General features: G+C 74.9%; 24 protein-coding genes. 6 read left to right on the top strand and 18 right to left on the bottom strand.

Features of this window, described 5'->3' with window-relative positions; genetic code table 11:
* Window positions 1-7: 7 nt before the first annotated feature.
* The 4 genes from O2W17_RS17620 to O2W17_RS17605 all read left to right on the top strand — a co-directional run bounded on the left by O2W17_RS17620 (window position 8) and on the right by O2W17_RS17605 (window position 5,057).
* Window positions 8-409 (top strand): cupin domain-containing protein, encoded by a 402-nt coding sequence (locus O2W17_RS17620; protein ID WP_269193746.1) that lies wholly within the window; start codon window positions 8-10, stop codon window positions 407-409.
* 110 nt (window positions 410-519) lie between these two features.
* A complete protein-coding gene (locus O2W17_RS17615; RefSeq protein ID WP_269193745.1) occupies window positions 520-3,372 on the top strand; it encodes an FAD-binding and (Fe-S)-binding domain-containing protein in 2,853 nt (950 codons plus the stop codon).
* Between the two features lie 25 nt (window positions 3,373-3,397).
* On the top strand, window positions 3,398-3,883 hold the full coding sequence (locus O2W17_RS17610) for a cation:proton antiporter regulatory subunit (protein WP_163202673.1): 486 nt from the start codon (window positions 3,398-3,400) through the stop codon (window positions 3,881-3,883).
* 7 nt (window positions 3,884-3,890) lie between these two features.
* Entirely contained in the window at window positions 3,891-5,057 is a 1,167-nt protein-coding gene (locus O2W17_RS17605) for a cation:proton antiporter (RefSeq protein ID WP_269193744.1), read from the top strand.
* Window positions 5,058-5,061: 4 nt separating this feature from the next.
* Here the strand turns inward: O2W17_RS17605 and O2W17_RS17600 are convergent, their stop codons facing one another.
* The 13 genes from O2W17_RS17600 to O2W17_RS17540 form a co-directional block, all read right to left on the bottom strand.
* Complete coding sequence (locus tag O2W17_RS17600) at window positions 5,062-5,685, bottom strand: GDSL-type esterase/lipase family protein (RefSeq protein ID WP_269193743.1); 624 nt, start codon at window positions 5,683-5,685, stop codon at window positions 5,062-5,064.
* Window positions 5,686-5,732: 47 nt separating this feature from the next.
* Complete coding sequence (locus O2W17_RS17595) at window positions 5,733-7,316, bottom strand: MDR family MFS transporter (RefSeq protein ID WP_269193742.1); 1,584 nt, start codon at window positions 7,314-7,316, stop codon at window positions 5,733-5,735.
* 59 nt (window positions 7,317-7,375) lie between these two features.
* The gene (locus O2W17_RS17590) at window positions 7,376-7,984 is read right to left on the bottom strand and encodes an acyl-CoA-like ligand-binding transcription factor (protein WP_269193741.1); all 609 of its coding nucleotides are present in this window, start codon (window positions 7,982-7,984) and stop codon (window positions 7,376-7,378) included.
* Window positions 7,985-8,049: 65 nt separating this feature from the next.
* Entirely contained in the window at window positions 8,050-8,823 is a 774-nt protein-coding gene (locus O2W17_RS17585; RefSeq protein WP_269193740.1) for a crotonase/enoyl-CoA hydratase family protein, read from the bottom strand.
* Between the two features lie 98 nt (window positions 8,824-8,921).
* A complete protein-coding gene (gene fabG, locus O2W17_RS17580; RefSeq protein WP_269193739.1) occupies window positions 8,922-9,695 on the bottom strand; it encodes a 3-oxoacyl-ACP reductase FabG in 774 nt (257 codons plus the stop codon).
* A gap of 342 nt (window positions 9,696-10,037) precedes the next feature.
* Window positions 10,038-11,474 carry an AI-2E family transporter gene (locus tag O2W17_RS17575; RefSeq protein ID WP_269193738.1) on the bottom strand — a complete coding sequence of 479 codons (1,437 nt, stop codon included), beginning with the start codon at window positions 11,472-11,474 and terminating at the stop codon, window positions 10,038-10,040.
* Window positions 11,475-11,531: 57 nt separating this feature from the next.
* Complete coding sequence (locus O2W17_RS17570) at window positions 11,532-11,930, bottom strand: ankyrin repeat domain-containing protein (RefSeq protein WP_269193737.1); 399 nt, start codon at window positions 11,928-11,930, stop codon at window positions 11,532-11,534.
* Window positions 11,931-12,000: 70 nt separating this feature from the next.
* Entirely contained in the window at window positions 12,001-12,492 is a 492-nt protein-coding gene (locus O2W17_RS17565) for a GNAT family N-acetyltransferase (RefSeq protein WP_269193736.1), read from the bottom strand.
* Window positions 12,485-13,198, bottom strand: a complete 714-nt coding sequence (locus tag O2W17_RS17560; protein ID WP_269193735.1) for a dienelactone hydrolase family protein — start codon at window positions 13,196-13,198, stop codon at window positions 12,485-12,487. Before O2W17_RS17560 ends, O2W17_RS17565 begins: the two co-directional genes overlap by 8 nt.
* A 67-nt stretch (window positions 13,199-13,265) precedes the next feature.
* The gene (locus O2W17_RS17555; protein WP_269193734.1) at window positions 13,266-13,811 is read right to left on the bottom strand and encodes a hypothetical protein; all 546 of its coding nucleotides are present in this window, start codon (window positions 13,809-13,811) and stop codon (window positions 13,266-13,268) included.
* A gap of 73 nt (window positions 13,812-13,884) precedes the next feature.
* On the bottom strand, window positions 13,885-14,409 hold the full coding sequence (locus O2W17_RS17550; RefSeq protein ID WP_269193733.1) for a hypothetical protein: 525 nt from the start codon (window positions 14,407-14,409) through the stop codon (window positions 13,885-13,887).
* A complete protein-coding gene (locus tag O2W17_RS17545; RefSeq protein WP_269193732.1) occupies window positions 14,406-14,993 on the bottom strand; it encodes a hypothetical protein in 588 nt (195 codons plus the stop codon). The genes O2W17_RS17550 and O2W17_RS17545 overlap by 4 nt, the downstream gene beginning before the upstream one ends.
* A gap of 38 nt (window positions 14,994-15,031) precedes the next feature.
* Window positions 15,032-15,499, bottom strand: coding sequence for a PPOX class F420-dependent oxidoreductase (locus O2W17_RS17540; RefSeq protein WP_269193731.1), 468 nt, complete (start codon window positions 15,497-15,499; stop codon window positions 15,032-15,034).
* Between the two features lie 77 nt (window positions 15,500-15,576).
* Here O2W17_RS17540 and O2W17_RS17535 point away from each other — a divergent pair, with 77 nt between their 5' ends.
* Together O2W17_RS17535 and O2W17_RS17530 are read left to right on the top strand one after the other, a co-directional pair.
* On the top strand, window positions 15,577-16,896 hold the full coding sequence (locus O2W17_RS17535) for an AI-2E family transporter (RefSeq protein WP_269193730.1): 1,320 nt from the start codon (window positions 15,577-15,579) through the stop codon (window positions 16,894-16,896).
* A 114-nt stretch (window positions 16,897-17,010) separates the two neighbouring features.
* Window positions 17,011-17,964, top strand: coding sequence for a proteasome assembly chaperone family protein (locus tag O2W17_RS17530; protein ID WP_269193729.1), 954 nt, complete (start codon window positions 17,011-17,013; stop codon window positions 17,962-17,964).
* A 288-nt stretch (window positions 17,965-18,252) separates the two neighbouring features.
* Here O2W17_RS17530 and O2W17_RS17525 read toward each other — a convergent pair whose 3' ends face one another.
* The 5 genes from O2W17_RS17525 to ligD (O2W17_RS17505) form a co-directional block, all read right to left on the bottom strand.
* Window positions 18,253-19,917 (bottom strand): catalase, encoded by a 1,665-nt coding sequence (locus O2W17_RS17525; protein ID WP_269193728.1) that lies wholly within the window; start codon window positions 19,915-19,917, stop codon window positions 18,253-18,255.
* Window positions 19,914-20,387 carry a Fur family transcriptional regulator gene (locus O2W17_RS17520; RefSeq protein WP_269193727.1) on the bottom strand — a complete coding sequence of 158 codons (474 nt, stop codon included), beginning with the start codon at window positions 20,385-20,387 and terminating at the stop codon, window positions 19,914-19,916. Before O2W17_RS17520 ends, O2W17_RS17525 begins: the two co-directional genes overlap by 4 nt.
* A 103-nt stretch (window positions 20,388-20,490) precedes the next feature.
* A complete protein-coding gene (gene purU, locus O2W17_RS17515) occupies window positions 20,491-21,372 on the bottom strand; it encodes a formyltetrahydrofolate deformylase (RefSeq protein WP_269193726.1) in 882 nt (293 codons plus the stop codon).
* A gap of 64 nt (window positions 21,373-21,436) precedes the next feature.
* The gene (gene ligD / locus O2W17_RS17510) at window positions 21,437-22,369 is read right to left on the bottom strand and encodes a non-homologous end-joining DNA ligase (RefSeq protein ID WP_269193725.1); all 933 of its coding nucleotides are present in this window, start codon (window positions 22,367-22,369) and stop codon (window positions 21,437-21,439) included.
* A 40-nt stretch (window positions 22,370-22,409) separates the two neighbouring features.
* Window positions 22,410-23,894, bottom strand: a complete 1,485-nt coding sequence (gene ligD / locus O2W17_RS17505; RefSeq protein ID WP_269193724.1) for a non-homologous end-joining DNA ligase — start codon at window positions 23,892-23,894, stop codon at window positions 22,410-22,412.

Here is a 23,894-nt window from a genome sequence, read left to right as displayed (position 1 = left end):
GCCGTCCATGGCGTCCGTCATCCACTACACGATCGCCACCGAGGCCGAGAAGAGCCCCGATTTCCGCCGGGTGCTCTGGACCGGCAAGAACACCCAGCTGGTGATCATGACGATCCCGCCGGGCGGGGAGATCGGCGAGGAGACGCACGAGGACATCGACCAGATCCTCACCTTCGTCAGCGGCATCGGGAAGGCCGTCATCTCCGGCTCCGAGAAGAACGTCGCCCAGGGCGACCTGGTCGTCGTCCCGGCCGGCACGAAGCACAACTTCCTCAACACCGGCCAGAACCCGCTGGTCCTCTACACGGTCTACGGCCCGCCCGAGCACGCCGACGGCGCGGTGCACAAGACCAAGGAGGAGGCCGACGAGGCCGAGGAGTCGGGCGAGGACGAGCCGCCGACGTCCTGACCTCCCTGCGCCACCTCCGGCCGTGGCCGGGCACCACCGGTGCCCGGCCACGGCCGTTCCCGGACCACCCGGGCGTGCCCGCGCGGGGGACGGGGACCAGACTCGGCGGCATGAGCGCACCGGCCGCGAACCCGACGACGCGCACCGACGACGGCCGGGCGGTCGCCGAGGAACTCCGCCGCGCCGGGATCGGCGACGTCGACGACTCCGGGCTGGCCCGGGCCCTCTACTCCTCCGACGCCTCGCTCTACCGCGTCCTGCCGCGCGCGGTGGTCCGCCCGCGCGACCCCGACGAGATCGTCGCCGCGCTCGAGGTGTGCCGGTCGCTGGGCGTCCCGCTGACCCCGCGCGGCGCGGGCACGTCGATCGCCGGCAACGCCGTGGGCCCGGGCGTCGTGCTGGACACCAGCCGGTACCTGAACCGGGTGCGCGCCGTCGACCCGGGGGCCCGGACCGCCACGGTCGACCCCGGGGTGGTCCAGGCGGCGCTGCAGACGGCCGCCCGCCCGCACGGCCTGCGCTTCGGGCCCGACCCGAGCACGCACAACCGGTGCACGGTCGGCGGGATGATCGGCAACAACGCCTGCGGTTCCCGGGCGCTCGGCTACGGCCGCACCTCGGACAACGTGGTGGCCCTCGACGTGGTCACCGGCACCGGCGCCCGGCTGACGGTCGGCCCGGGCACCACGCCCCGGGATGGCGTCCTCGCCGATCTGCACCGCCTGGTCGGCGCGGAGCTCGCGACGATCCGCACCGAGTTCGGCCGCTTCGGCCGGCAGGTGTCGGGCTACTCGCTGGAGCACCTGCTGCCCGAGCGCGGCTTCGACGTCGCCCGGGCGCTCGTCGGCAGCGAGGGCACCCTCGCCGTCGTCCTGGGCGCCACGGTGCGGCTGGTCGCCGACGCCCCGGTCCGCGGGCTGGTCGTCCTCGGCTACCCCTCGATGGCCGACGCCGCAGACGCCACCCCCGGACTGCTCCCGCACGAGCCCACCGCGGTCGAGGGGCTGGACCAGCGGATCGTGCAGCGGCTGCGCGACGTGCCGGCCGCCACCGTGCCGGACCTGCCGCGCGGCGACGGCTGGCTGATCGTGGAGCTCACCGGGGACACCGTGGCCGAGGTGCAGGACAAGGCCCGCGGGGTGCTCGCCGACGCCGGCGCCCTGGACTCCCTGGTCGTCACCGACCCGGCAGAGGCGGCCGCGATCTGGCGGATCCGCGAGGACGGCGCGGGTCTGGCGGCGCGCACCTCCGACGGGCGGCCCGCGCACGCCGGCTGGGAGGACGCTGCCGTCCCCGTCGAGCGGCTCGGCGACTACCTGCGCGGGTTCGAGGCGCTGCTCGACGGCCACGGGCTGCAGGGCGTGCCCTACGGGCACTTCGGCGACGGCTGCGTGCACGTGCGCATCGACTTCCCCTTCGGGGCCGGCGACGACGGCGGGCGCAGCGCCTACCGGGCGTTCGTCGAGGACGCCGCGCGGCTGGTCGCCGGCTACGGCGGCTCGCTGTCCGGCGAGCACGGCGACGGCCGGGCGCGCAGCGCGCTGCTGCCGCTCATGTACTCCCCCGCCGCCCTGTCCCTCTTCGAGCGGGTGAAGGCGGTGTTCGACCCCGACGACCTGCTCAACCCCGGGGTGCTCGTCCGCCCGGTTCCGGTCGAGGACGACGTGCGGATGGCCGTCGCCCCGCGCGTGCGGGAGAACCTGGCGCTGGCCTACCGGCACGACGGCGGCGACTTCTCCGCGGCCGTGCACCGCTGCACCGGCGTCGGCAAGTGCCGCGCCGACCTGCAGTCCACCGGCGCGGTGATGTGCCCGTCCTGGCCCGCGACCCGGGAGGAGAAGGACACCACCCGCGGGCGGGCCCGCGTGCTGCAGGAGATGGTGGCCCCCGGCGGCCCGGTGAAGGACTGGCGGGCGCCGGAGGTGCACGAGGCGCTGGACCTGTGCCTGTCCTGCAAGGGCTGCTCGTCGGACTGCCCGACCGGGGTCGACATGGCCTCCTACAAGGCCGAGGTGCTGCACCAGTCCTACCGGCGCCGGCTGCGGCCCCGCGCCCACTACACGCTCGGCTGGCTGCCGCGCTGGGCCGACCTCGCCGCCCGCGCACCCCGGCTGGTGAACGGCGTCCTGGGCTCGACGCTCGGCGGCCGGCTGGCGAAGTGGGGCGCGGGGATGGACCAGCGCCGCGAGGTGCCGGCCTTCGCCCCCCGCACGTTCCGCCGGCAGTGGGCGGCCGAGGGGCTGCCCGGCCCGGACGGCGGCCCGCGGGTGGCGCTGTGGGTGGACTCGTTCACCGACCACTTCGCCCCCGAGGTCGCCGTCGCCACGGCCCGCGTGCTCACGGCCGCCGGCTACCGCGTGGAGGTGCCCGGCGCCGACACCTGCTGCGGGCTCACCTGGATCACCACCGGTCAGCTCGACGCGGGGAAGCGCATCCTCGGCCACACCGTGCGCGCCCTGGCGCCGCTGGCCGCCGCCGGGGTGCCCGTCGTCGGCATCGAGCCCTCCTGCACCGCCGTGCTGCGCAGCGAGGCGCTGGAGCTGGTGGGGGGTCCGGAGGCCGAGCAGGTCGCCGCCGCCACCCGCACGCTGGCCGAGCTGCTCCGCGACACCCCGGGCTGGACCCCGCCGTCGCTGGCCGGGGTCGAGGTCGTCGCGCAGCCGCACTGCCACCACACGTCGGTGCTGGGCTGGGCGGCCGACGCCCGCCTCCTCCAGCAGGCCGGTGCCACCGTGACCCGGCTGGGCGGCTGCTGCGGGCTGGCCGGCAACTGGGGGGTGGAGAAGGGGCACCACGACGTCTCGGTGGCCATCGCCGAGCAGCAGCTGCTGCCCGCGGTGCGGGACCTCGCGCCCGACGCCGTCGTCCTCGCCGACGGGTTCTCCTGCCGCACCCAGCTCGACCAGCTCACCGACCGGCGCGGCCGCCACCTCGCCGAGCTGCTGGCGGACCGGCTGGGCTGACGGCGGGTCTGCGACGATGCCGGGCGTGGAGCTCGAGGAGACCCTGCTGCCCGGCGTCGGCGTGCGCTACCAGATGAGGACCCGGTCGGGTCAGCTGCTCGGCATCGTCGTGCAGCGCGAGGGCGGCGCGGAGATCGCGGTGTTCGACCGGCGCGACCCCGACCGCGCGCGGGAGACGTTCCGGCTCGACCCGGAGGAGGTCGACGCCCTGGCCGAGGTGCTGGGCGCCCCCCGCCTGACCCAGCGGTTCGCCGACCTCTCCCGCGAGGTCCCCGGGCTCGAGTCGGCCCGGATCACCGTCCGGGAGGGCTCCCCCTTCGCCGGCCGGACCCTGGGCGACACGCGGGCCCGCACGGTGACCGGCTGCTCGGTGGTGGCCATCGTGCGCGGCGCCGACGTCGTCCCCTCCCCCGCTCCCGCCGACGCGCTCTTCGCCGGCGACGTGCTGGTCGTCATCGGCTCCGCGGCCGGTCTGGAGCAGCTGGACCGGCGGATCGCCGGCCAGGTCTAGGTCCGCGGTGGACCACGTCGCCGCCCTGCTGGTCGAACTGGGCCTGCTCTTCCTCGGCCTCTCGCTCCTCGGGCTGCTGGCCCGGCGGCTGGGCCTCTCCCCCGTCCCGTTCATCCTGCTGGCCGCGCTGGCCCTCGGCGAGGGTGGGCTGGTGCCGGTGGAGAACGCCGCGCCGTTCCTGGAGGCGGCCGCGGAGATCGGCGTCGTCCTCCTGCTGCTGACCCTCGGCCTGGAGTTCTCCGCCACCGAGCTGTTCGCGTCGTTCCGCCGGCACGCGCCGTCGGGGCTGGTGGACCTGGTGCTCAACGGCCCACCCGGCTTCGTCGCCGGGCTGCTCCTGGGGCTGTCCTGGGAGGGTGCCCTGGCGCTGGGCGGGGTCACCTACATCTCGTCGTCGGGGATCATCGCGCGGTTGCTCGGCGACCTGGGCCGGCTGGCCAACCGGGAGACACCGGCGGTGCTCTCGGTGCTGGTGCTCGAGGACCTCGCGATGGCGCTCTTCCTGCCGCTGCTCGTCGTGGCGCTGGCCGGCGAGGGGCCGGCGCAGGCCGCCGGCGGCATCGCGCTGGCAGTGGGGGCGGTCCTGCTGGTGCTCCTGGCCGCGCAGCGGCACGGGCACCGGCTGGGCCGGCTGCTCACCCACGACGACGACGAGCAGGTGATGCTCCGGCTGATCGGGCTGACCCTGCTGGTCGCCGGTGCCGCGCAGGCGATGGGCGCCTCGGCGGCGGTCGGTGCGTTCCTGGTCGGGCTGGCGCTGCCGGCGTCCTTCGCCGAGCGCGCGCGGGCGATCCTCGGCCCGCTGCGCGACCTGTTCGCCGCCACCTTCTTCGTCGCGTTCGGCCTGGCCACCGATCCGGGGGCCATCCTGCCGGTGCTGCCCGCCGCGCTGGCGCTGGCCGCGGTCACCACCGTCACGAAGATCGGCACCGGCTGGTTCGCCGCGAAGCGGGACGGGGTGGCCGTCCCGGGCCGGCTGCGCGCCGGCACCGCCCTGGTCGCCCGCGGCGAGTTCTCCATCGTGATCGCCGGGTTGGCGGTCACCGCCGGGATCCCGGCCGTGGGCCCCGTGGCGACGGGTTACGTGCTGGTGCTCGCGGTGACCGGCCCGGTGCTCACCCGCTTCGTGGAGCCGCTGTCGGCCCGGTTGCTGCGCACCCCGGCGCCCGCGTGAGCGGTCACGCCGCGGCGTCGTCCCGCCGGGTGCGGGCCGCGGCCAGCACGGCGGGCGCGAGCAGCTCGGCGATGCGCGCGTAGCCGGCCGAGGACGGGTGGAACCGGTCCGCGGAGAAGAGCCCCGGGTCGGCCGCGAACGCGCGGGCCACCTCGGCGGCGACCAGCGCGACCGTCGCGCCGCCGCTGGTGGCCACCTGCGCCTGCCGCTGCTGGAGCACCGCGCAGGCCCCCCGGACCAGCATCCGCAGCGCCGGCGGCACGAACGGCACCATCGACATGTCCGGCGCCGGGACGACCACCACGTCGGTGCCGGCGGCCCGCAGCGTGGTCACCGCGGCCGAGAGGGCGGTCGCGGCCTGCTCGGCCGGCACGAACCGGGCAAGGTCGTTGGCGCCGACGACGACGACGGCGAGGTCGGCCGACAGCGGCAGCGCCCGGCGGACCTGGTCGGTCAGGCCGGCCGAGACGGCGCCGGGGACGGCGAGGACGTGCAGGTCGACGTCGAACCCGTCGTCGGCCAGCGCACGGGTGAGCCGGGGTCCGAGGGCGTCGGAGGGGCGGGCGGCGCCGGTGCCGAAGGCGAGGGAGTCACCGAGGAGGAGCAGGCGGAGAGCGGGGCGATCCACGTCCTGGGCAACGACGCGGACCGCCCCGGTATGCCTGGCATGGCGCCTCAGTGCGGCGGCACACCGGCCCGTTCCTCGGCCAGCCGCTGGCTGCCCGACGTCGTCTTGAGCGCCCGCTCCCTGATGAACAGGACGGTGACCAGGGCGAGCGCCGCCAGCGGCGTGGCGATGAGGAACAGCTCCGCCGTCGCGTCGCCGTAGGCGTTCTCCACCACCGCCCGCACCGGCTCGGGCAGCAGCGAGACGTCGGGGACGGCGCCGGCCTCCGACCCGCCCGCGGTGCCCAGGACGCGGAGGTCCTCGGTCACCCGCCCGGCCAGCAGGGCGCCGAGCGCGCTGACGCCGATGGTGCCGCCGAGGCTGCGGAAGAAGGAGACCACCGAGGTGGCCGCGCCGAGCTGCTGGGCCGGGACGTCGTTCTGGGCGGCGAGCACGAGGTTCTGCATGAGCGCGCCGACCCCGGCGCCCAGGACCACCATGAAGACGCCGAGCAGCCACGGCGACGTCTGCGCGTCGATGGTCGAGAACAGCCCGAAGCCGATCGTCATCAAGGTCGCGCCGCCGACGAGCCAGCCCTTCCACCGGCCGGTCTTCGTGATCAGGGCGCCGGCCACCGTCGACGACACCAGGAGGCCACCGACGAGCGGCAGGGTGAGCATGCCGGCCTCGGTCGGCGAGTAACCCTGCGCGATCTGCAGGTACTGCGCCAGGAACACCGTGCCGCCGAACATCGCGACGCCGACGAGGGCGCTCGCGACGACGGACAGGGTGACCGTCCGGCTGCGGAAGATGGCGAGCGGGATGATCGGCTCGGGCACCCGCGTCTCCACCAGCACGGCGAGCGCGAGCAGCAGCACGGAGCCCCCGACCATGAGCGCGGTCTTTCCCGACAGCCAGGCGAACCGGTCTCCGGCGAAGGTGACCCAGACGAGCAGCAGGCTCACCCCGCCGGTGAGCAGCAGGGCGCCGAGCCAGTCGATCGAGACGTCGCGGCGGGCGACCGCGGGCAGCTTGAGCGTGCGCTGCACGAGCACCATCGCCAGCAGCGTGAACGGCACGCCCAGCAGGAAGCACCAGCGCCACCCCAGCCAGGAGGTGTCCACGACGACCCCGCCGATCAGCGGCCCGCCGACGGTCGCGACGGCGAAGATGGCGCCGAAGACGCCGGCGTAGCGGCCCAGCTCCCGCGGCGGGATCATCGCCGCCATCACGATCTGCACCAGCGCGGTGAGGCCGCCGGCGCCCATGCCCTGCAGCGCCCGGGCGATGATCAGCATCGTGGTGTCCTGGGCGAACCCGGCCAGCAGCGAGCCGGCGACGAAGAGCGCGAAGGACAGCTGGAGCAGCAGCTTCTGGCTGACCAGGTCGGCCAGCTTGCCCCACAGCGGCACGGTGGCCGTCATCGCGAGCAGCTCGGCGGTGATCACCCAGGTGTAGACCGACTGGCTGCCACCGATCTCGGGGATGATGACCGGCAGGGCGTTGGACACGATCGTCGCGGCCAGGATGGCCACGAACATGCCCATGAACAGGCCGGACAGCGCCTGCAGGACCTCGCGCCGGGACAACGGCGCGAGCGCCGTCCCGTCCGGCCCCGCCGCGGTGGCGGCGGGCTCGGCAGTGGTGGACACGGTTCTCCTCGGGAAGGGGCGGACGACAGGGGCGGACACGGCGGCGCCGTGCCCGCGGCTCAGCTCGGGGAGGCGGGGTCGGGCAGCCCGGCGGCGAGGGCGTCGAGGGCCTCGTCGAGCAGCCGCGGGAGCGGTGCGCGCCCCTCGAGGCGGTGCCAGCGGGCGAGGGTGACGCGGACGGCGCAGCCGAGGACGGCCCCCACCAGCGCCGGGTAGAGGTCCCGCTCGGCGTCCTGCCCGGTGCGCGCGGCGACGGCCGCGGTCATCTCGCGCTCGCCGGTGGCCCCGAGCTCGACCAGCCGCGGGAGCAGGGCCTCGTCGTCGGCGATGAGGGTGAGCCGCAGCTGCCAGGCGGCCCGGTCGGACTCCAGGACCGCGAGCTCCTCGTGCAGCGCCGCACGGGCGGCGGCGAGCACCGGGAGGGCCGGGTCCTGGCCGAGCAGCCGCGGGCCGAAGGTGCCCGGCCCGGCGCCGCCGGGGCGCAGCAGCGCCTCCTCCTTGCCGGAGAAGTAGTTGAAGAACGTCCGGTAGGACACCCCGGCGCGGGCGGCGATCTGCTCGACGGTGACCGCGGCCAGCCCGTGCTCGGCGGCGAGCTCCAGGGTGGCCGCGGCCAGCGCCGCGCGGGTGTCCTGCTTCTTGCGCGCGCGCAGGCCGGGTCCGGTCACGCGCCTACTAGAGCACTTTTCTTGCACACAGTGCAATCTTGCGCGGTGTGCAGCCAGTCACGCGGTCAGCGGCCGCGCCACACCGGTGGACGGCGTTCGGCGAAGGCGGTCGAGCCCTCCCGGGCGTCCTCGGAGCCGAACACCGGGCGGACGACCTGCTCCTGGCGCTCCCACGCCTCCTCCGCCGGCCACGAGGGTGCGGCGAGCACGACCTGCTTGGTGGCGGCGACCGCCAGCGGGCCGTTGGCGGCGATCACCTCGGCCAGGACGACGGCCGCCTCCACCGCGGCCCCCTCGTCGACCACCCGGTTCACCAGGCCGACCGCCGCCGCGCGCTCGGCGTCGATCGGCTCACCGGTCAGCAGCAGCTCCAGCGCGACGGCGCGCGGCACCCGCTGCGGGAGGAGCAGCGCGGCCCCGCCGGCCGCGACCAGCGAGCGCTTCACCTCCGGCACCCCGAACCGGGCCCCGCGGCCGGCGACCACCAGGTCGCAGGCGAGGACGAGCTCGAAACCGCCGGCCAGGGCCCAGCCCTCGACGGCGGCGACCAGGGGCTTGCGCGGCGGCGTGCGGGTGATGCCGCACAGCCCCCGGCCCTCGATCGACGGGCTCTCGCCGCGCAGGAATGCCTTGAGGTCCATGCCGGACGAGAAGGTGCCCCCCGCACCGGTGAGCACCCCCGCCCGCAGGTCGCCGTCGGCGTCGAGCTCGTCGACCGCGGCCGCGACCGCCCGGGCGACGTCGCCGTCGAGGGCATTGCGCGCGGACGGCCGGTTGATGGTGATCACCTGGACGGCGCCGCGGCGCTCCACCAGGACCTTGTCGTCGTCGTCGACCATGACGCCTCCTCGCGGGTGGGATGACGCGGGGCCGGGCAGCCGGTGCGGCTGCCCGGCCCCGCGGGATGCGCCCCGTCCGGTGCGGACGGGGTCCGTGCTCAGGCCTTCGGGCCGCCGGCGGCGTAGACCACCTGGCCGGAGACGAAGCCGGCGCCCTCGCTGACGAAGAAGGACACCAGGTGCGCGATGTCCTCCGGCTTGCCCGTGCGGGCCACCGGGATCATCGCGGCGGCGCCCTTGATGAAGTCGTCGAACGGGACGCCCATGCGGTCGGCGGTCGCCTTGGTCATCTCGGTCTCGATGAAGCCCGGGGCGATGGCGTTGGCGGTGACGCCGAACTTGCCCAGCTCGATGGCGAGGGTCTTGGTGAAGCCCTGCAGGCCCGCCTTCGCCGTCGAGTAGTTGGCCTGGCCGCGGTTGCCCAGCGCCGAGGTGCTGGACAGGTTGACGATCCGGCCCCACTTCTGGTCGATCATGTGCTTCTGCGTGGCGCGGGTCATCAGGAAGGCGCCCTTGAGGTGCACGTTCATCACGATGTCCCAGTCGGAGTCGGACATCTTGAACAGCATGTTGTCCCGCAGCACGCCGGCGTTGTTGACCAGGACGGTCGGCGCGCCGAGCTCGGCGGCGATCCGCTCGACGGCGGCCTCCACCTGCGCGGAGTCGCTGACGTCGGCGCCGACGGCCAGCGCCCGGCCGCCGGCGGCCTCGATCGCCTCGACGGTGCCCTTGGCCTGGCCCTCGTCCAGGTCCAGGACGGCGACGGCGAAGCCGTCCTGCGCCAGCCGCTGGGCGGTCGCCGCGCCGATGCCGCGGGCCGCGCCGGTCACGATGGCCACGCGGGACGCGCCCGTGGTGCCTGCCTCGCTCATGAGAGTTCCCTTCGTCATGGATGCCGGCGGTCACCGGGGCGGAGGCCCCGGCGCGCGGCGAGCTGTGCCCGACACGTTACGGCCGCCGGTCGACGCGCCGGTCACAAGGTCCGGGCGGCCTCGTTCCCGTGCTGGTCAGGTGCCCCCGCGGACGACGTCGACCCGGTCGAACCCCTCGACGGTGGACGGGGGGCGACCACCCGCGGCTGGCGGGCCTCGCGGCGCCGGGCGTCGGGCCAGTGGTCCTTGCTCACCACGACGTGGGCACCGGCCGGGGAACGGGCGGTCCAGGTGCTCTTCCGCTGCCTTGCAGCCCGGCCAGGACGACCAGCTCCGGCCCGCTCAGGCCAGGCCCGCCGGGCTGCTGGTGGTCTCCTCCGCCGGCTCGCTGCCGCCGGCGCCCGCGGCGGGCTCGGCGGGGCCCGACCGGCGGTGCGGGTGGTGGTGCAGCCGCCGCACCGACGCCAGGGTGGCCCGGCGGGCGTCCATCCGCCGGCGCGCCCGGATGGTGCGTGGTTTCCGGGGCTCCTCGCGCAGCAGCGCGTCCAGCCAGTGGCCCCGCGGGTCGACGTCGACGAGCAGCGCCTTGACCAGCAGGGTGAGCGGGATGGCCAGCAGGGCCCCGAGCGCGCCGAGCACCCAGCCCCAGAACAGCAGCGCCACGAAGGTGACGGTCATGGACAGGCCCACGGAGTCGCCGACGAAGCGCGGCTGGATCAGCGTCTGCACGACGAAGTTGAGCAGCGAGTAGACGACGATGATCGCGATCAGCTCGCCCCAGCCGCCGGCGAGCAGGCCCAGCACGGCCGGGGGCGCGACGCCGAGCAGGAAGCCGATGTTGGGCACGTAGTTGGTGATGAAGGCCAGCAGCCCCCACAGCGGCGCGGCCGGGACCTCCAGCCACGCCAGGGCGATGGTGTCGCCGACGGCGACGATCGCGCCGAAGACGGTGCTCACCAGCAGGTAGCTGCGGGTCCCGCGGGTGAAGAGGGTCATCGCCACGGGCAGGTGCGGGCGCTCCGCGCCGATCAGCGCCATCCGGCGGCCGAAGCCGCTGCTCTCGATGGACATGAACACCAGCGCCGAGAGCAGGAGCACCAGCGTCGTCGCCGCGTCGGTGAGCCGGCTGAGCAGGTCGGTGGCGAGGCCGACCAGCGAGCCGTAGTCGATCTGCTGGACGAGGTCGGAGAGCTGGCCGGAGACGATGCCGCGGCTGTTCAGGTCGGCGACGACGTCGTTGATCAGGACCTCGGCGCGATCGGCGTAGTCGGGCAGCAGCGCGGCGAACTGGGCGACGGCGACGACCAGCAGCCCCACGAAGGCGAGCAGCACCGCCCACACCAGCAGCAGCAGCACCGTGGTGGCCAGCCAGCCGGGGGTGCCGATCCGGCGCAGCCACCGCTGCACCGGGGTCAGCGCGATGACGACGACGAGCGCCAGGAACACCGGCGCCACGAGCCAGGCGACGGCCCGCAACCCGGCGATGGCGATGGTCGCGGCGGCCACTCCGCCGACGAGCAGCAGCCAGCGCGGCAGGCTCGACGACGGGGCCAGCGCCGACGGCTCCGCGGCGGGCGGGTCGATGGGCGCCGAGGCGGGCAGGTCGACGGGCGGTGCGTCGGCGGGCAGGTCGTCGGGCGGTGCGTCGGCGGGCAGGTCGTCGGGCAGCGCGTCGGCGGGCACGTCGGTGGCCGGGCCGGGACCGCCCGGGTCCCCGGCGGGCTGCTCCGCAGCGAGCGGCGGCGGCCCGGCCGCCGGCAGGTTCCCTCGTGCCGCCATGCCCTCCCCCTCGGTCCCGCCTGGTCCGCACCGCACCGCCGCGGTGCGGCGTCCCGCTCAGCCCCGGGCGTCCAGCAGCGCGGTCATGGCCGGCAGGTCGAAGAACGTGGCGGTCTCCCGGGCGGTGGGGCCACCGCCGTCGGGATCGGCGCCGGCGTCGAGCAGCAGCTGCACGGTCTCCGCGGACTGCTTGAACACCGCCGCGGCGAGCGCCGTCTGGCCGCGGTCGTTGGCCCGCCGGTGGTCGGCGCCGCGCTGCAGCAGCGCGGCGACCGTGCCGGCGTGTCCGTAGTAGGCGGCGAGCACGAGCAGGGTGTCGCCCTTGTCGTTGGTCAGGTCCACCGGGACGCCGGCGTCGACGTACGCCGACAGCTCGTCGGTGTACCCGCTGCGGGCCAGGTCGAAGACCCGCCCGGCGAGTTCGATGACTCCGGGGTCGATCGGCTGGCCGCTCACGGCAACAGCCTAGGAGACCACCGCCAGCCGGGGCGGGCACCACCGCACCGGTCCGCTCCGCGCGGGCGCCTCACAGCTCCAGCTTGTAGCCGACGTGCGAGGCGACGAAGCCGAGCGCCTCGTAGAACCGGTGCGCGTCGGCGCGCGACCGGTCGGTGGTGAGCTGGACGAGGCCGCAGCCGCGCCGTCGGGACTCCGCGATCGCCCACCGGAACAGGGCGCTCCCCAGGCCGGCGGACCGCCGGTCCGCACGCACCCGCACCGCCTCGACCTGCGCGCGGAGGGCACCCCCGCGGGAGAGGCCCGGCACGAAGGACAGCTGCAGGGTCCCGACGACGCCGGACCCCTCGGCGGCCACCACGAGCAGGTGCGCGGGGTCGGCGTCGATCCGCTCGAACGCGGCCCGGTAGGGCGCCAGGTCGGCGCCCTGCTCGCGGTGCCGGCCGAGCGCGTCGTCGGCCAGCAGCGCGACCAGCGCCGGCAGATCGGCCGCCGTGGCCGGCCGCACGCGCGCGGCCACGCCGGTCAGCGGCCCCCAGGCCGGGTCGGGCGGCTCACCCACCGGCGCGCTGGTCCCCGGCGCGGTCGATGAGCGCGAGCACGTGCTCCCACGCGTCGCGGCAGGCGTCGGCCCAGTCCTGCGCGGACCGGTCGAAGAAGGAGTGCGGCGCCCCGTCGTAGACGACGGCGTCCACCTCGGCCCCGGCCGCGCGCATCCGGTCGGCCAGGGCCAGCTGCTCGGCCACCGGTGTCGCCGTGTCGGCGCCGGCGATCAGCATCACCGTCGGCAGGACGACCCGGTCGGCGGCGTCGCCCACCAGGGCCGGCCGACCGTAGAAGCCGGCGCAGCCGGCGAGGTCGGCCCCGCCGCCGGCCAGCCGCCAGGAGTGGCTGCCGCCGAAGCAGAAGCCGACCGCGACCACCGGCAGCCCGGCCCGGGTCCGCTCCCGGAGGTGGTCGATCGCCGCGGTGACGTCGGCGTCGATCCCCTCGGGCGTCGTGCGCGGGATGTGCGCCTGCCAGTCGAAGTCCTCGGGCCGGACGCCGTCCGCGCAGACGCCGGCGGTGCGCCCGAACCAGTCGATGGCGACCGCGGCCACGCCGGCCTCCGCGAACCGCTCGGCCAGGGCGACGTAGTACGGGTGCAGGCCGCGGATGTCCGGGAGGACGACCACCCCCGCCCGAGGCGCACCCTCGGGCAGGGCGGTGGCCGCCGAGAAGGCGGTGCCGTCGGCCGAGGTGAGCGTGGTGGTGGACCGCTCGCGCACCGGCCCGCTGCGCGGCGGGGCCGGCGGGCGGCTGTCGTGGCTGTGGCACACGGTGCGGGCCCCCGGCTCAGGTGTCGGCGGCGTCGCTGGCGGCCTCCGGCTGCCCGCCGAAGACCGATGCCGCCACGTCGCGCCGGGCCTCGGAGAGCCAGTGGTGCTGCCCGTCGGCCTGGTCGATCAGCCGCTCGAACAGCGCGGTGTCGATGCGGTCGTCGACCTCGCCGAGGGCGCGGAGGGTCTCGAACCCGGCCCGCTTGGCCAGCACCGCGGTGGCGATGAACTCGAACTCGACCAGGTCGCTGAGCGGCGACCGGGTGACCACCCGCCCGTTGAGCTTGCCGCGGGACAGCTTCTCGGCCACCCATACGCCGACCTGCTTGTACTGGCGGACCGGCAGCCCCAGGGTGGCCAGCGTCGTCCGCAGCGCGACGCGCTCCTCGCGCAGCTCGTCGAGCAGCTGCTCCAGCGGACCCTCGTACCGGCTGCCGCGGTGCCGGCCCAGCATCCGGACGACGAGCTCGACGCCCCCGGTGGCCGCGGCCAGGTGGTCGTTGCAGTAGATGGTCAGCAGGTCGGGGTTGCGGACGACACCGGGGGCGGGCGTCTCGGGCACGGGGCCTCCAGGAGGGGCGGGAGCGGTCGTCCGCCATTGTGGTTCCCCGGTGATCACCCCGCTCGGTGTGCGGTCAGCCGCGGAGCAGCACCGCGACGCCCACGCAGGCCGCGGCCCACAGCCCGCTCGCCAGCGTGCCCACGATGAAGCGCTCGGCCGCCGCCGGGGCGCGCAGCTCGGAGAACCGGCCCAGCCCCTTGACGGCGAGCACGACGGCGAGCCCCTCCGGCCAGCCGACCAGCAGCGTGCCGGCGACCGCGCCGCGTTCCAGCACCCCGATCCAGGCGCCACCGCGGAGGATGTCGGGGTCCTGCGGGCCGCCGGACACCCCGGTGGCCGCGGGATCGGCGGCGTGCAGCACCGCCGTCGCCACCGGGCCGCCCCCGGTGACCGCCGCCAGCACGGCGAGGACGGCGCCGGCCTGAACCGGGCCCGGGCTCCCCTCCCCGGCCCAGGCGAAGGCGCCGGCCGCGGCCAGCGCGACGACCAGGGCCACGGCCCCGGCCCCGGCCGCGGCCCCCGACCGCTCGCCGCGGACGGTGGACGCGAGGCCCGCGAGGGCGACCAGCCCGAGCAGCACCAGGACGGCGGCGGTCATCCGGCGGCCCTCCCCAGCAGCCGCGCCGCCGTCGGCCGCAGCTCGCGCTCCAGCTCCCACGACGCGGCGGCCAGCCGCTGCCCCACCGCCTGGCGCGTGATGCCCAGAGCCGCGGCGGCCTCGGCCTGCGTCCGTCCGTCCTCGACCAGCTCGATCGCCTCCCACGCCTGCTCGCTGCGCCGCCCCACCAGCACGGTCAGGGCGCTCAGGACCGCCTGCGCATCCGCCGCCTCCGGGGGCACCGCGCCGCGCACGGCCAGCCTCACCGGCCGCTGCTTCGCGGCGTCGACGGCGCGCCGGGCGCAGAGGAAGGCCGGGCCGGCCGCGGCCCGGGTGCTCGACGGCAGCGGCGACTGGACGGCGCCCGCGCCGATCCCGATGCTCCAGCCACCGAGGCGGACCAGCCGGAGGGCGACGTCGACGGCGGCCTCCGGCGTGGCCAGCACGCCCTGGAACTCGTCACCAGCGGTCCGCTCGAAGGCGAGCACGGCGCGGACGTCGGCGTTCAGCCGGTCGAGCACCTCGGCCACCCGATCAGGGCCGCGCCGGCTGGCACGCTGGTCGACGGTCAGCACGAAGGGCATCGCGCAAGTCTGACATCTTTCCTGGCGCTAGGCAAGGATCAGGACTTGTCGGCCAGATCGGCGGGAAAACCCCCGGTGGCGACCGGCCCCCACCCGGTCACGGTGATGCGCAGCAGCGACTTGCCCTGCCGCGACATGGCCGCGCGGTACTCGTCCCAGTCGGGGTGCTCGCCGCTGATGGACCGGTAGTAGTCGACCAGCGGCTCGAGGGCGTCGGGCAGGTCGAGCACCTCGGCCTCGCCGTCGAGCTGCACCCAGGGGCCGTCCCACTCGTCGGAGAGCACGCACAGCGACACCGCGGCGTCCCGCCGGGCGTTGGCCACCTTGGCCCGCTGCGGGTAGGTCGACACGACGACCCGCCCCTCGGCGTCGAGCCCGCAGGTGACCGGCGACAGCTGGACGGCGCCACCGCGCCGCCGGGTCACCAGCACCGCGCGGTGGCGGGGGCGGAGGAACTCCAGGAGCGCGTCCCGGTCGACCCGGTCGGCGGTCGCGATCTTCGGCATGCCCGGAACGCTACGACGCGGGTGTGATGATCGTTTCCCGCCCGGTAGCGTCCGCGCATCTGTGCTGAGATCGGGGCATGAGGATCCGCCTGCCCGGTCGCACCGACCCGCCACCGGAGGAGGCGGCAGACGTCGAGCCCGACCAGTCGGCACCCGAGTCCGGAGTCCGGGCCGGGACGCACGCACCCGCCCCGACCAACCTGCGGGGGCAGCGGCTCCAGCGGGCGAGCCGGTCCGTGGCCATCGCCTCGGCCGAGCTGCTGCTGATCGTCGGCGGGCTGATCGTCGTGGGCTACGTCATCGGCAAGCTCTGGGTCGTCCTGCTCCCCGTCGTCCTCGGGCTGCTCTTCACCACCGTCCTGTGGCCGCCCACGCGCTTCCTCCGCAACCACGGCTGGCCGTCGGCGCTCGCGGCGCTCATCGTCCTGCTCACCTTCCTCGCCGCCTTCGTGGGCATCATCGCGCTGATCGCCCCGCCCGTTGTCGGCCAGGTCGAGGAGCTCGCCGCCGGCGTCAGCGTCGGCCTGCAGCAGCTGCAGGAGTGGCTGACCGGCCCGCCGTTCAACCTGGGCCAGGAGCAGATCGGCGGCGCCGTCGACCAGGCGATCGACTCGATCCAGGGCAACGCGCAGAACATCGCGCAGTACGCCGTCACCGGCGCCACGGCGATCGGCGGCCTGCTGATCAACCTGGTGCTGGCGCTCGTGCTGACCTTCTTCTTCCTGAAGGACGGCCCCCGCTGGGTCCCGTGGCTGGCCGCCCAGACCGGCCCGCCGGCCGCCCCGCACGTGGCGGCGCTGTCCTACAAGACGTGGTCGACGCTCTCGGAGTTCATCCGCCAGCAGGCGCTCGTCGGGTTCGCCGACGCCTTCTTCATCGGCCTCGGCCTGTGGATCCTCGGCGTACCTCTGGTCCTGCCGCTCGCGGTGCTCACCTTCTTCGGCGCGTTCATCCCGATCATCGGTGCCTTCGTCGCCGGCGGGTTCGCGGTGCTGATCGCACTCGTCGACAGCGGCCTCACGACGGCGCTGATCGTGCTGGGCATCGTGATCCTCGTGCAGCAGCTCGAGGGCAACGTCCTGCAGCCGATCCTGCAGGGCCGCGGGCTGAACCTGCACGCCGCCGTGGTCATCCTGGCCGTCACCGCGGGTGCCAGCCTGGCCGGCATCATCGGCGCCTTCCTCGCCGTCCCGGTGACCGCGCTGATCGCCGTCTCCTACCGCTACGCGCGGGACCAGCTGGACGGGAAGTCGCCGGAGATCCTCCCCGACGGCACCCGCGCGCAGATCAGCGCCGACGAGGCCGGCGCGCACCTGGTCCGGGAACCGGCGGCGACGCCCGGGGACGAGCACGAGGACGAGCGCGAGGACGAGCGGGCGGACGAGACGGCGCGCTGAGCCGCCCCTCCGGGGGACGGCGCCGGCGCCGGCGGGAATGCGAGGACACCGGACGGGGCTGTACCGGCAGGCGCGGTCCGGTACCGCGCCGACCGAACCCCCAGGAGGACCACCGTGCCCCAGCGACCGGAGGATCTCGTCGAGCTGCTCCCGGCGGCGGAGCGCTTCCTCGACCGCGAGTCCGCCACCGGCGACCCGTCGCGACGCCGCGGGCTCGTGCTGGTGCACGACCTCGCCGGTGACTTCGACGCCGCGTCGGCGGGCACGCTGGCCGGCGCCCACCTGCTGGCCGCGCTGCCGCACGAGGTCGTCGCCCGCTTCGACGCCGACAGCCTCGTCGACTACCGCGCCCGCCGCCCCCGCATGACGTTCAACGCCGACCGGTACGAGAGCTTCAGCGTGCCGGAGATCGCCGTCTACGCGGTCGAGGACGACGCCGGCGAGACGTTCCTGCTGCTGCACGGGGCGGAGCCGGACTACTCCTGGGAGCGGTTCGTCGCCGCCGTCGGGCAACTGGTCGAGCGGCTCGGCGTCACCTCCGTCATCGCTCTGCAGGCCATCCCGATGCCGGTGCCGCACACCCGGCCGGTCACCGTCACCGCCCACGCGACGCGGCGGCAGCTGATCGAGCCCTATCCGGTGTACTGGGGCGAGATGCGCATCCCCGGCAGCGTCTCGGCGCTGCTGGAGCTGCGCCTGGGCGAGGCCGGCGTGGACGCCCTCGGGGTCGCCGCGCACGTCCCCCACTACCTCGCGCAGGCCACCTACCCGGCCGCGTCGGTCACGCTCATCGAGCACCTGGAGCGGCTGAGCGGGCTCCGCCTGCCCACGGAGTCGCTCCAGGAGGCGGCCGAGGCCAACCGCACCGAGATCGACGAGCAGATCGCGCGGTCGACCGACAACACCGCCGTCGTCGCCGCCCTGGAGCAGCAGTACGACTCGTTCGCGGCCGCCCGGGAGGGCAGCGACCTGCTCGGCAGCGGCGGCGAGGTGCCCAGCGCCGAGGAGATCGGCGCGGAGTTCGAGCGCTTCCTGGCCGACCAGGACCGCAACCGCCCCCGCGACTGAGCCCAGCACGCACGCCCCCGTCCCGCGCCGGGACGCGATCGAGGCCGGTTCCCGCACCCGTGGGAGCCGGCCTCGTCGGTGTTCCGGGCGGCGCCGGGACCGCTCCCGTGCGCATCCGGGCGGCAACGGGCCACCCCGGACAGCGCGACGGGCCGCGACCGGAGATCCCGGTCGCGGCCCGCGCGGTCCTGCTGTGTGCCTGCTGTCAGGCGACGGTGTCGCTGGTCGCCTTCCGCGCCACGATCCGCTCCTCGGTCGCCGGCGCTCCCTGCGATGCTCCCGTGGCTGTCAGGCGACGGTGACGTGCTCGTTGGGCACGCAGTGCGTCATGACCAGCCCGGTCACGTCACGCGGACCGTTCTTGCCGAGGTTCGCAGCGCGCTGCTGCTCCTCCTCGGAGAGGGTCTGCGTCTGCAGCGGCGGCAGGCCACGGACGTCGTCCGCGGTGATGCCCAGGCCCTCGCCCACCCGCTGACCGAACTCGTCCTCGGCCATGAACAGGTGCCAGACCATCCGCTCCTGGATCGGCCGGTCGCACTGGGAGAGCGCGTCGACGAAGTTGGCCACCACGTCGTCCCGCTCCCACTGCTCCGACAGCAGGTAGCGCTCGCCGGCCTGCTTGTAGTCGTTGGTCCGCGGGATCCGCTTGCGGGTCAGCCGGCCGGTGATCTCCGGGCCCTGCTCGTCGTGCGTGGGGTAGGTGGCCTCGCGCAGGCCGCCGGTGATCGACGGCTCGTAGTTGACGTGCGGGTTCTGCCCCGGGCCCAGGTCCACCGAGTAGGCCATCTGGCCGTCCCGCTGGTTGGTGGCCACACGCGCGTTCTTGGCCTGGTTGACCGGCAGCTGCAGGTAGTTCGGGCCCACCCGGTAGCGCTGGGTGTCGGAGTAGGAGAACGTCCGGCCGACCAGCATCTTGTCGTCGGAGAAGTCCAGGCCGTCGACCAGCACGCCGGTGCCGAAGGCGATCTGCTCGTTCTCCAGGAAGAAGTTCTCCGGCGCCCGGTTCAGCGTCATGGTGCCGACCTTGCGCAGCGGGAAGTCGTTCTCCGGCCACACCTTGGTGTCGTCGAGCGGGTCGAAGTCCAGCTCCGGGTGGTCGTGGTCGTCCATGAGCTGCACGTGCAGGTCCCAGGACGGGAAGTCACCGCGGCCGATGGCGTCGTAGAGGTCCTTGGTGTGCGCGCCGAGCTCGTTGGCCTGCACCGCCGCGGCGTCCTTCGCCGTCATCGACTTGACGCCCTGCTTGGGCAGCCAGTGGTACTTGACGAGCTTGGTCTCGCCCTCGGCGTTCACCCACTTGTAGGTGTTCACCCCGAAGCCCTGCTGGGTCCGGTAGTTCGCCGGCAGGCCACGGGGGCTGAAGACCAGCGTGAACATGTGGATCGACTCCGGCGTCTGCGACGCGAAGTCGAACACCCGGTTGGCGACCTGGCGCTCGAAGGTGACCGGGTCGGGCTTCTGCGAGTGGATGAAGTCGGGGAACTTGATGGCGTCACGGATGAAGAAGACGCCCAGGTTGTTGCCGACGAGGTCCCAGTTGCCGTCCTCGGTGTAGAACTTCACCGCGAAGCCGCGGGGGTCGCGCGCCGCCTCGGAGGAGTCGCGGCCACCGGCGACGGTGGAGAAGCGGACGGCGACCTCGGTCTCCTTGCCCTTCTCCTGGAACAGCTTGGCGCGGGTGTACTTGCTGATCGGCTCGTCGCCGACGGTGCCGTCGGCCACGAAGACGCCAAACGCCGTGGCGCCGCGGGCGTGCACGACGCGCTCCGGGATCCGCTCCCGGTCGAAGTGGCTGATCTTCTCGAGGAACTGGTAGTTCTCCAGGGTCGCCGGGCCACGAGCGCCCACCGTCCGCTGGTTCTGGTTGTCGTAGATCTGGTGGCCCTGACGGTTGGTCAGGACGGCGCGGTCGGCCTCGCTCGGAGCGGGGCCCTGCGATGCGACGTCGGTCATGCGGATGCTCCTTCTCGGATTTCGTGCTCCTCGAACTGCACGGACTGTGCTGCTGCCTTCGCCTGGCAGGCGCCGCACGACCCCCAGAACACGACCTCGGCCTCGTCGACGACGAAACCGGCTGCGTCCGAAGGGGTCAGGCACGGGGCGGCGCCCACGGCGCAGTCGACATCGGCGACCGCGCCGCACGAGCGGCAGACCAGGTGGTGGTGGTTGTCGCCCACCCGCAGCTCGAACAGCGCCGGCGCACCGGCGGGTTCGATCCGGCGGGCGAGCCCCACGGAGACCAGCGCCTCGAGCACCCCGTAGACCGTCTGCGGGGACAGGGTGGGGTGCTGGGCGCGGGCGCCGGTGACGATGGTCTCGGCATCGGCGTGGGGCCGGGCGGCGAGGACGTCGAGCACCGAGAGCCGCGGTCGGGTGACCCGCAGACCGGCCTCGCGCAGCTGGTGCGCCCACGTCGTCTCCATCGGGACCCACTCAACACCGTTGTTTTGAACTAGTCAAATGAACAGCGGGCTACCGTTCCCCTGCCGCCCCCGTGTCGATCGGGTGCCCCGATCGTCGGCGAGGTCAGGCGAAGACGATGGTGCGGTCGCCCTCGACGATGACCCGGTCCTCCACGTGCCAGGTGACCGCCTGGGCCAGCACCTGGCGCTCCACGTACCGGCCGACCCGGCGCATGTCCTCGACCGTCGCCCGGTGGTCGACCCGCGCGACCTCCTGCTCGATGATCGGCCCGGCGTCCAGCTCCGCCGTCACGTAGTGCGCGGTGGCGCCGATCAGCTTCACGCCCCGGTCGTGGGCTGCCCGGTAGGGGTTCGCGCCCACGAACGCCGGCAGGAAGCTGTGGTGGATGTTGATCAGCCGCTCGGGGAACCGTGCGCAGAACTCCGGCGAGACGATCTGCATGTAGCGGGCCAGCACGACCAGGTCGACACCGCCCACGATCTCCAGCGCCCGCGCCTCGGCCTCGGCCTTGGTGCCCGGCGTGACCGGCACGTGGTGGAACGGGATGCCGGCGGCGGCCGCGACCGGCTCCAGGTCCGGGTGGTTGGACACGACGGCGACGATGTCGGCGCGCAGGTCACCGGCGCGCACCCGGTAGATCAGCTCCTGCAGCACGTGGTCGGTGCGGCTGACGAAGACCGCCACCGTCGGCCGGTGGGCGGCCTCGGTGAGGCGCCAGGTCAGCCGCCACTCCCCCGCCAGGTCGGTGAGCCGCCGCTCCAGCTCCGGGCGCCGGTCGACGAGCCCGGCCAGCACGAACTCCAGCCGCAGCGTGAACGTGCCCCCGCTGGGGTCCGAGGAGTGCTGCTGGGACTCGGTGATGTTGGCGCCGACCTCGGTCATCAGCCCGCTGAGCACGGCGACGATGCCGGGCCGGTCGGGGCAGCGGACGACCAGCCGCCCGACGTCGGCGGTGCGGGGATCGGTCGGACCTGCGGCGGGCATGCCCGGCATCGTCCCAGGCAGTGCCCGCGCGGCCGACCGACGGGTCCGGCCGGGGGCCGGTGCCTCAGACCTCCGGCAGTGGGGCGCGGGTGGCCCCGGCGACGTCGAACAGGTCGCCGTACTGCTCGACCCGCGCCAGGACGTCGCCGGTCGTGAACCGCAGGGCCGCCGGGTCCAGCGACCCCTCCCGCACCGCGTCGACCTCGTCCCACCCGATCGGCGTGGAGACGGTGGCCCCGGCGCGCGCCCGGAGCGAGTAGGGGGCGACCGTCGTCTTGGCCGGGTTGTTCTGGCTCCAGTCGATGAGCACCTTCCCCGGGCGCAACGCCTTCTCCATGCGCCAGACGACGTCGTCGGGCGTCTCGGCGGAGAGCTCCTGCGCCAGCAGCTTCGCGTACCGGCTGGGGTGCTCCCGGTCGGCCGGCCGGTCGATCGGCGCGTACACCTGCATCCCCTTGGACCCCGACGTCTTGACCACCGGGTCCAGGCCGTCGGCCTCCAGCCGCTGCCCGAGCCGCTCGGCGACCTCGCAGCACTCGGCGATGCCGGTGTCCGGGCCGGGGTCGAGGTCGAGCACCAGCAGGTCGGGCAGCTGCGCCGCACCGTCGTCGTCCACCTGCCACTGGGGCACGTGCAGCTCCAGCGCCGCGAGGTTCGCCGCCCAGGCCAGGTCGGCGACGTCCTCCAGCACGACCATGTCGAGGGTCTCCCGCCCCGTGGAGCTGCCGGGGCTGGGCAGCGTCACCCGTCGCACCCACTCCGGCGCGTGCCGGGCGCTGTTCTTCTCGAAGAAGGCCTGCCCTTCCAGGCCGTCGGGCCACCGGGTGAAGGTGACCGGCCGCCCGGCCAGGTGCGGCAGCAGCACCGGGGCGATGCGCACGTAGTAGTCGATGACCTGCGCCTTGGTGAACGCGACCTCGGGGAACAGCACCTTCTCCAGGTTGCTGACCGCCAGCTGCCGCCCGGCGATCTCCACCCGCTGCCTGGCCGGGCTCACGCTGCTCCCCGCCCACGGCGCCGGCCGACGACGGAGCCGCTCACGGTTCCTGCACCACGTCGTCGGGCTCCAGGTCGTCGCGCACCCCGCGCCACGCCGGGTGCCGGAGCCGCCCGTCCGCCGTCCACACGGCGTAGGCGACCTCGCCCACGAGGTCCGGCTCGACCCAGTGCGCGTCCCGGGTCACCTCGCGCGGCAGGGCGCCGGCGAAGGGCGGCGTGGTGCGCGCCGTGAGGGTGCGCTGCAGGTCGCGCAGGTCCTGGTCGCTGAAGCCGGTGCCGACGTGCCCCACGTACACCAGCGCGCCGTCGTCGTCGGGCACCCCGACCAGCAGCGAGCCGATGGTGCCCGACCGCCGTCCCTGACCGGGCCGCCAGCCGCCGACGACGACCGCCTGGGTGAAGAAGTTCTTGACCTTGCGCCAGTCGGGGCTGCGGACACCCTCCCGGTAGGGCGAGGTCAGCCGCTTGGCGACGACGCCCTCCAGCCCGTTCTCCTCGCTGGCTGCCTGCACGTCGGCGCCGCCACCGCGGAACCACGGCGTCAGCACCCACCGGCGCCCGGCCGGCGCGAGCTCGTCGAGCAGCTCCCGCCGCGCGGCGTAGGGCCGGGACCGGAGGTCCTCGCCGTCGAGCTCGAGCAGGTCGAAGACCAGGTACGTCACCGGCGCGGCCGCCGCCATCCGCGGGACCTCGGGCCCGGTGCGGTGCATCCGGTTCTGCAGCGCGCCGAAGTCCGGGCGCCCGGCCGCGTCCATCATCACGATCTCGCCGTCGACGACCACGTCGTGGCCGGCCAGCGCGGCGGGCAGCCGGGTCACCTCCGGGTAGCGGACGGTGATGTCGGTGCCCTTGCGCGAGGACAGCGTCGGGACCCCGGACCGCACGGTCGCGACCGCCCGCACGCCGTCCCACTTGAACTCGTAGGCCCAGCCGCCGTCCTCGGCGGCGGTCGGCAGCTCCCCCGCGCTGGCCAGCATCGGCAGCGGCGCGGGCGGCGCCTCCGGCGGTGGGCCGGCGTCCAGCTTCCGCACGTTCCAGGTGCCGTCGGCGAGCGGGAAGAGCGCGTACCGGCCGGTGAGCCGGCGACCGGCGAAGGTCACGATGACGTGGCGCTCGTCCCACTTCTCGGTGGCGTAGCGGCCGGCGTCCCAGATGGTCACCTCCCCGCCGCCGTACTCACCCGCAGCGATGGTGCCGGCGAAGGACGCGTACTCCAGCGGGTGGTCCTCGGTCGGGACGGCGAGCCGGTTGCTGCCCGCTTCCAGCGGCGGGCCCTTGGGCACCGCCCAGCTCTTGAGGACCCCGTCCCGCTCGAGCCGGAGGTCCCAGTGCACCCGCTCCCCCGTGCGGCCACGGGGCGTGCGGTGCTCCTGGACGACGAACGTGTCGTCCCCGCCCGTCGGCAGCGGTTGCCCGGCAGGCGGGACCGGTTCGGCGGTGCGGGCCGGGTCCCGCTTGGCGCGGTACTCGGCCAGCGGGTCCGCACCTGGGTCAGGGCGCCGGCCGCCGGGGCGGGCGGGCAC

This window comes from Blastococcus sp. VKM Ac-2987 (assembly GCF_026967805.1).
In the GTDB taxonomy this organism is placed as follows: Bacteria; Actinomycetota; Actinomycetes; order Mycobacteriales; family Geodermatophilaceae; genus Blastococcus.
The sequence above is the reverse complement of the archived record's forward strand: the minus strand, read 5'-3'. Positions and strand labels throughout refer to the sequence as shown.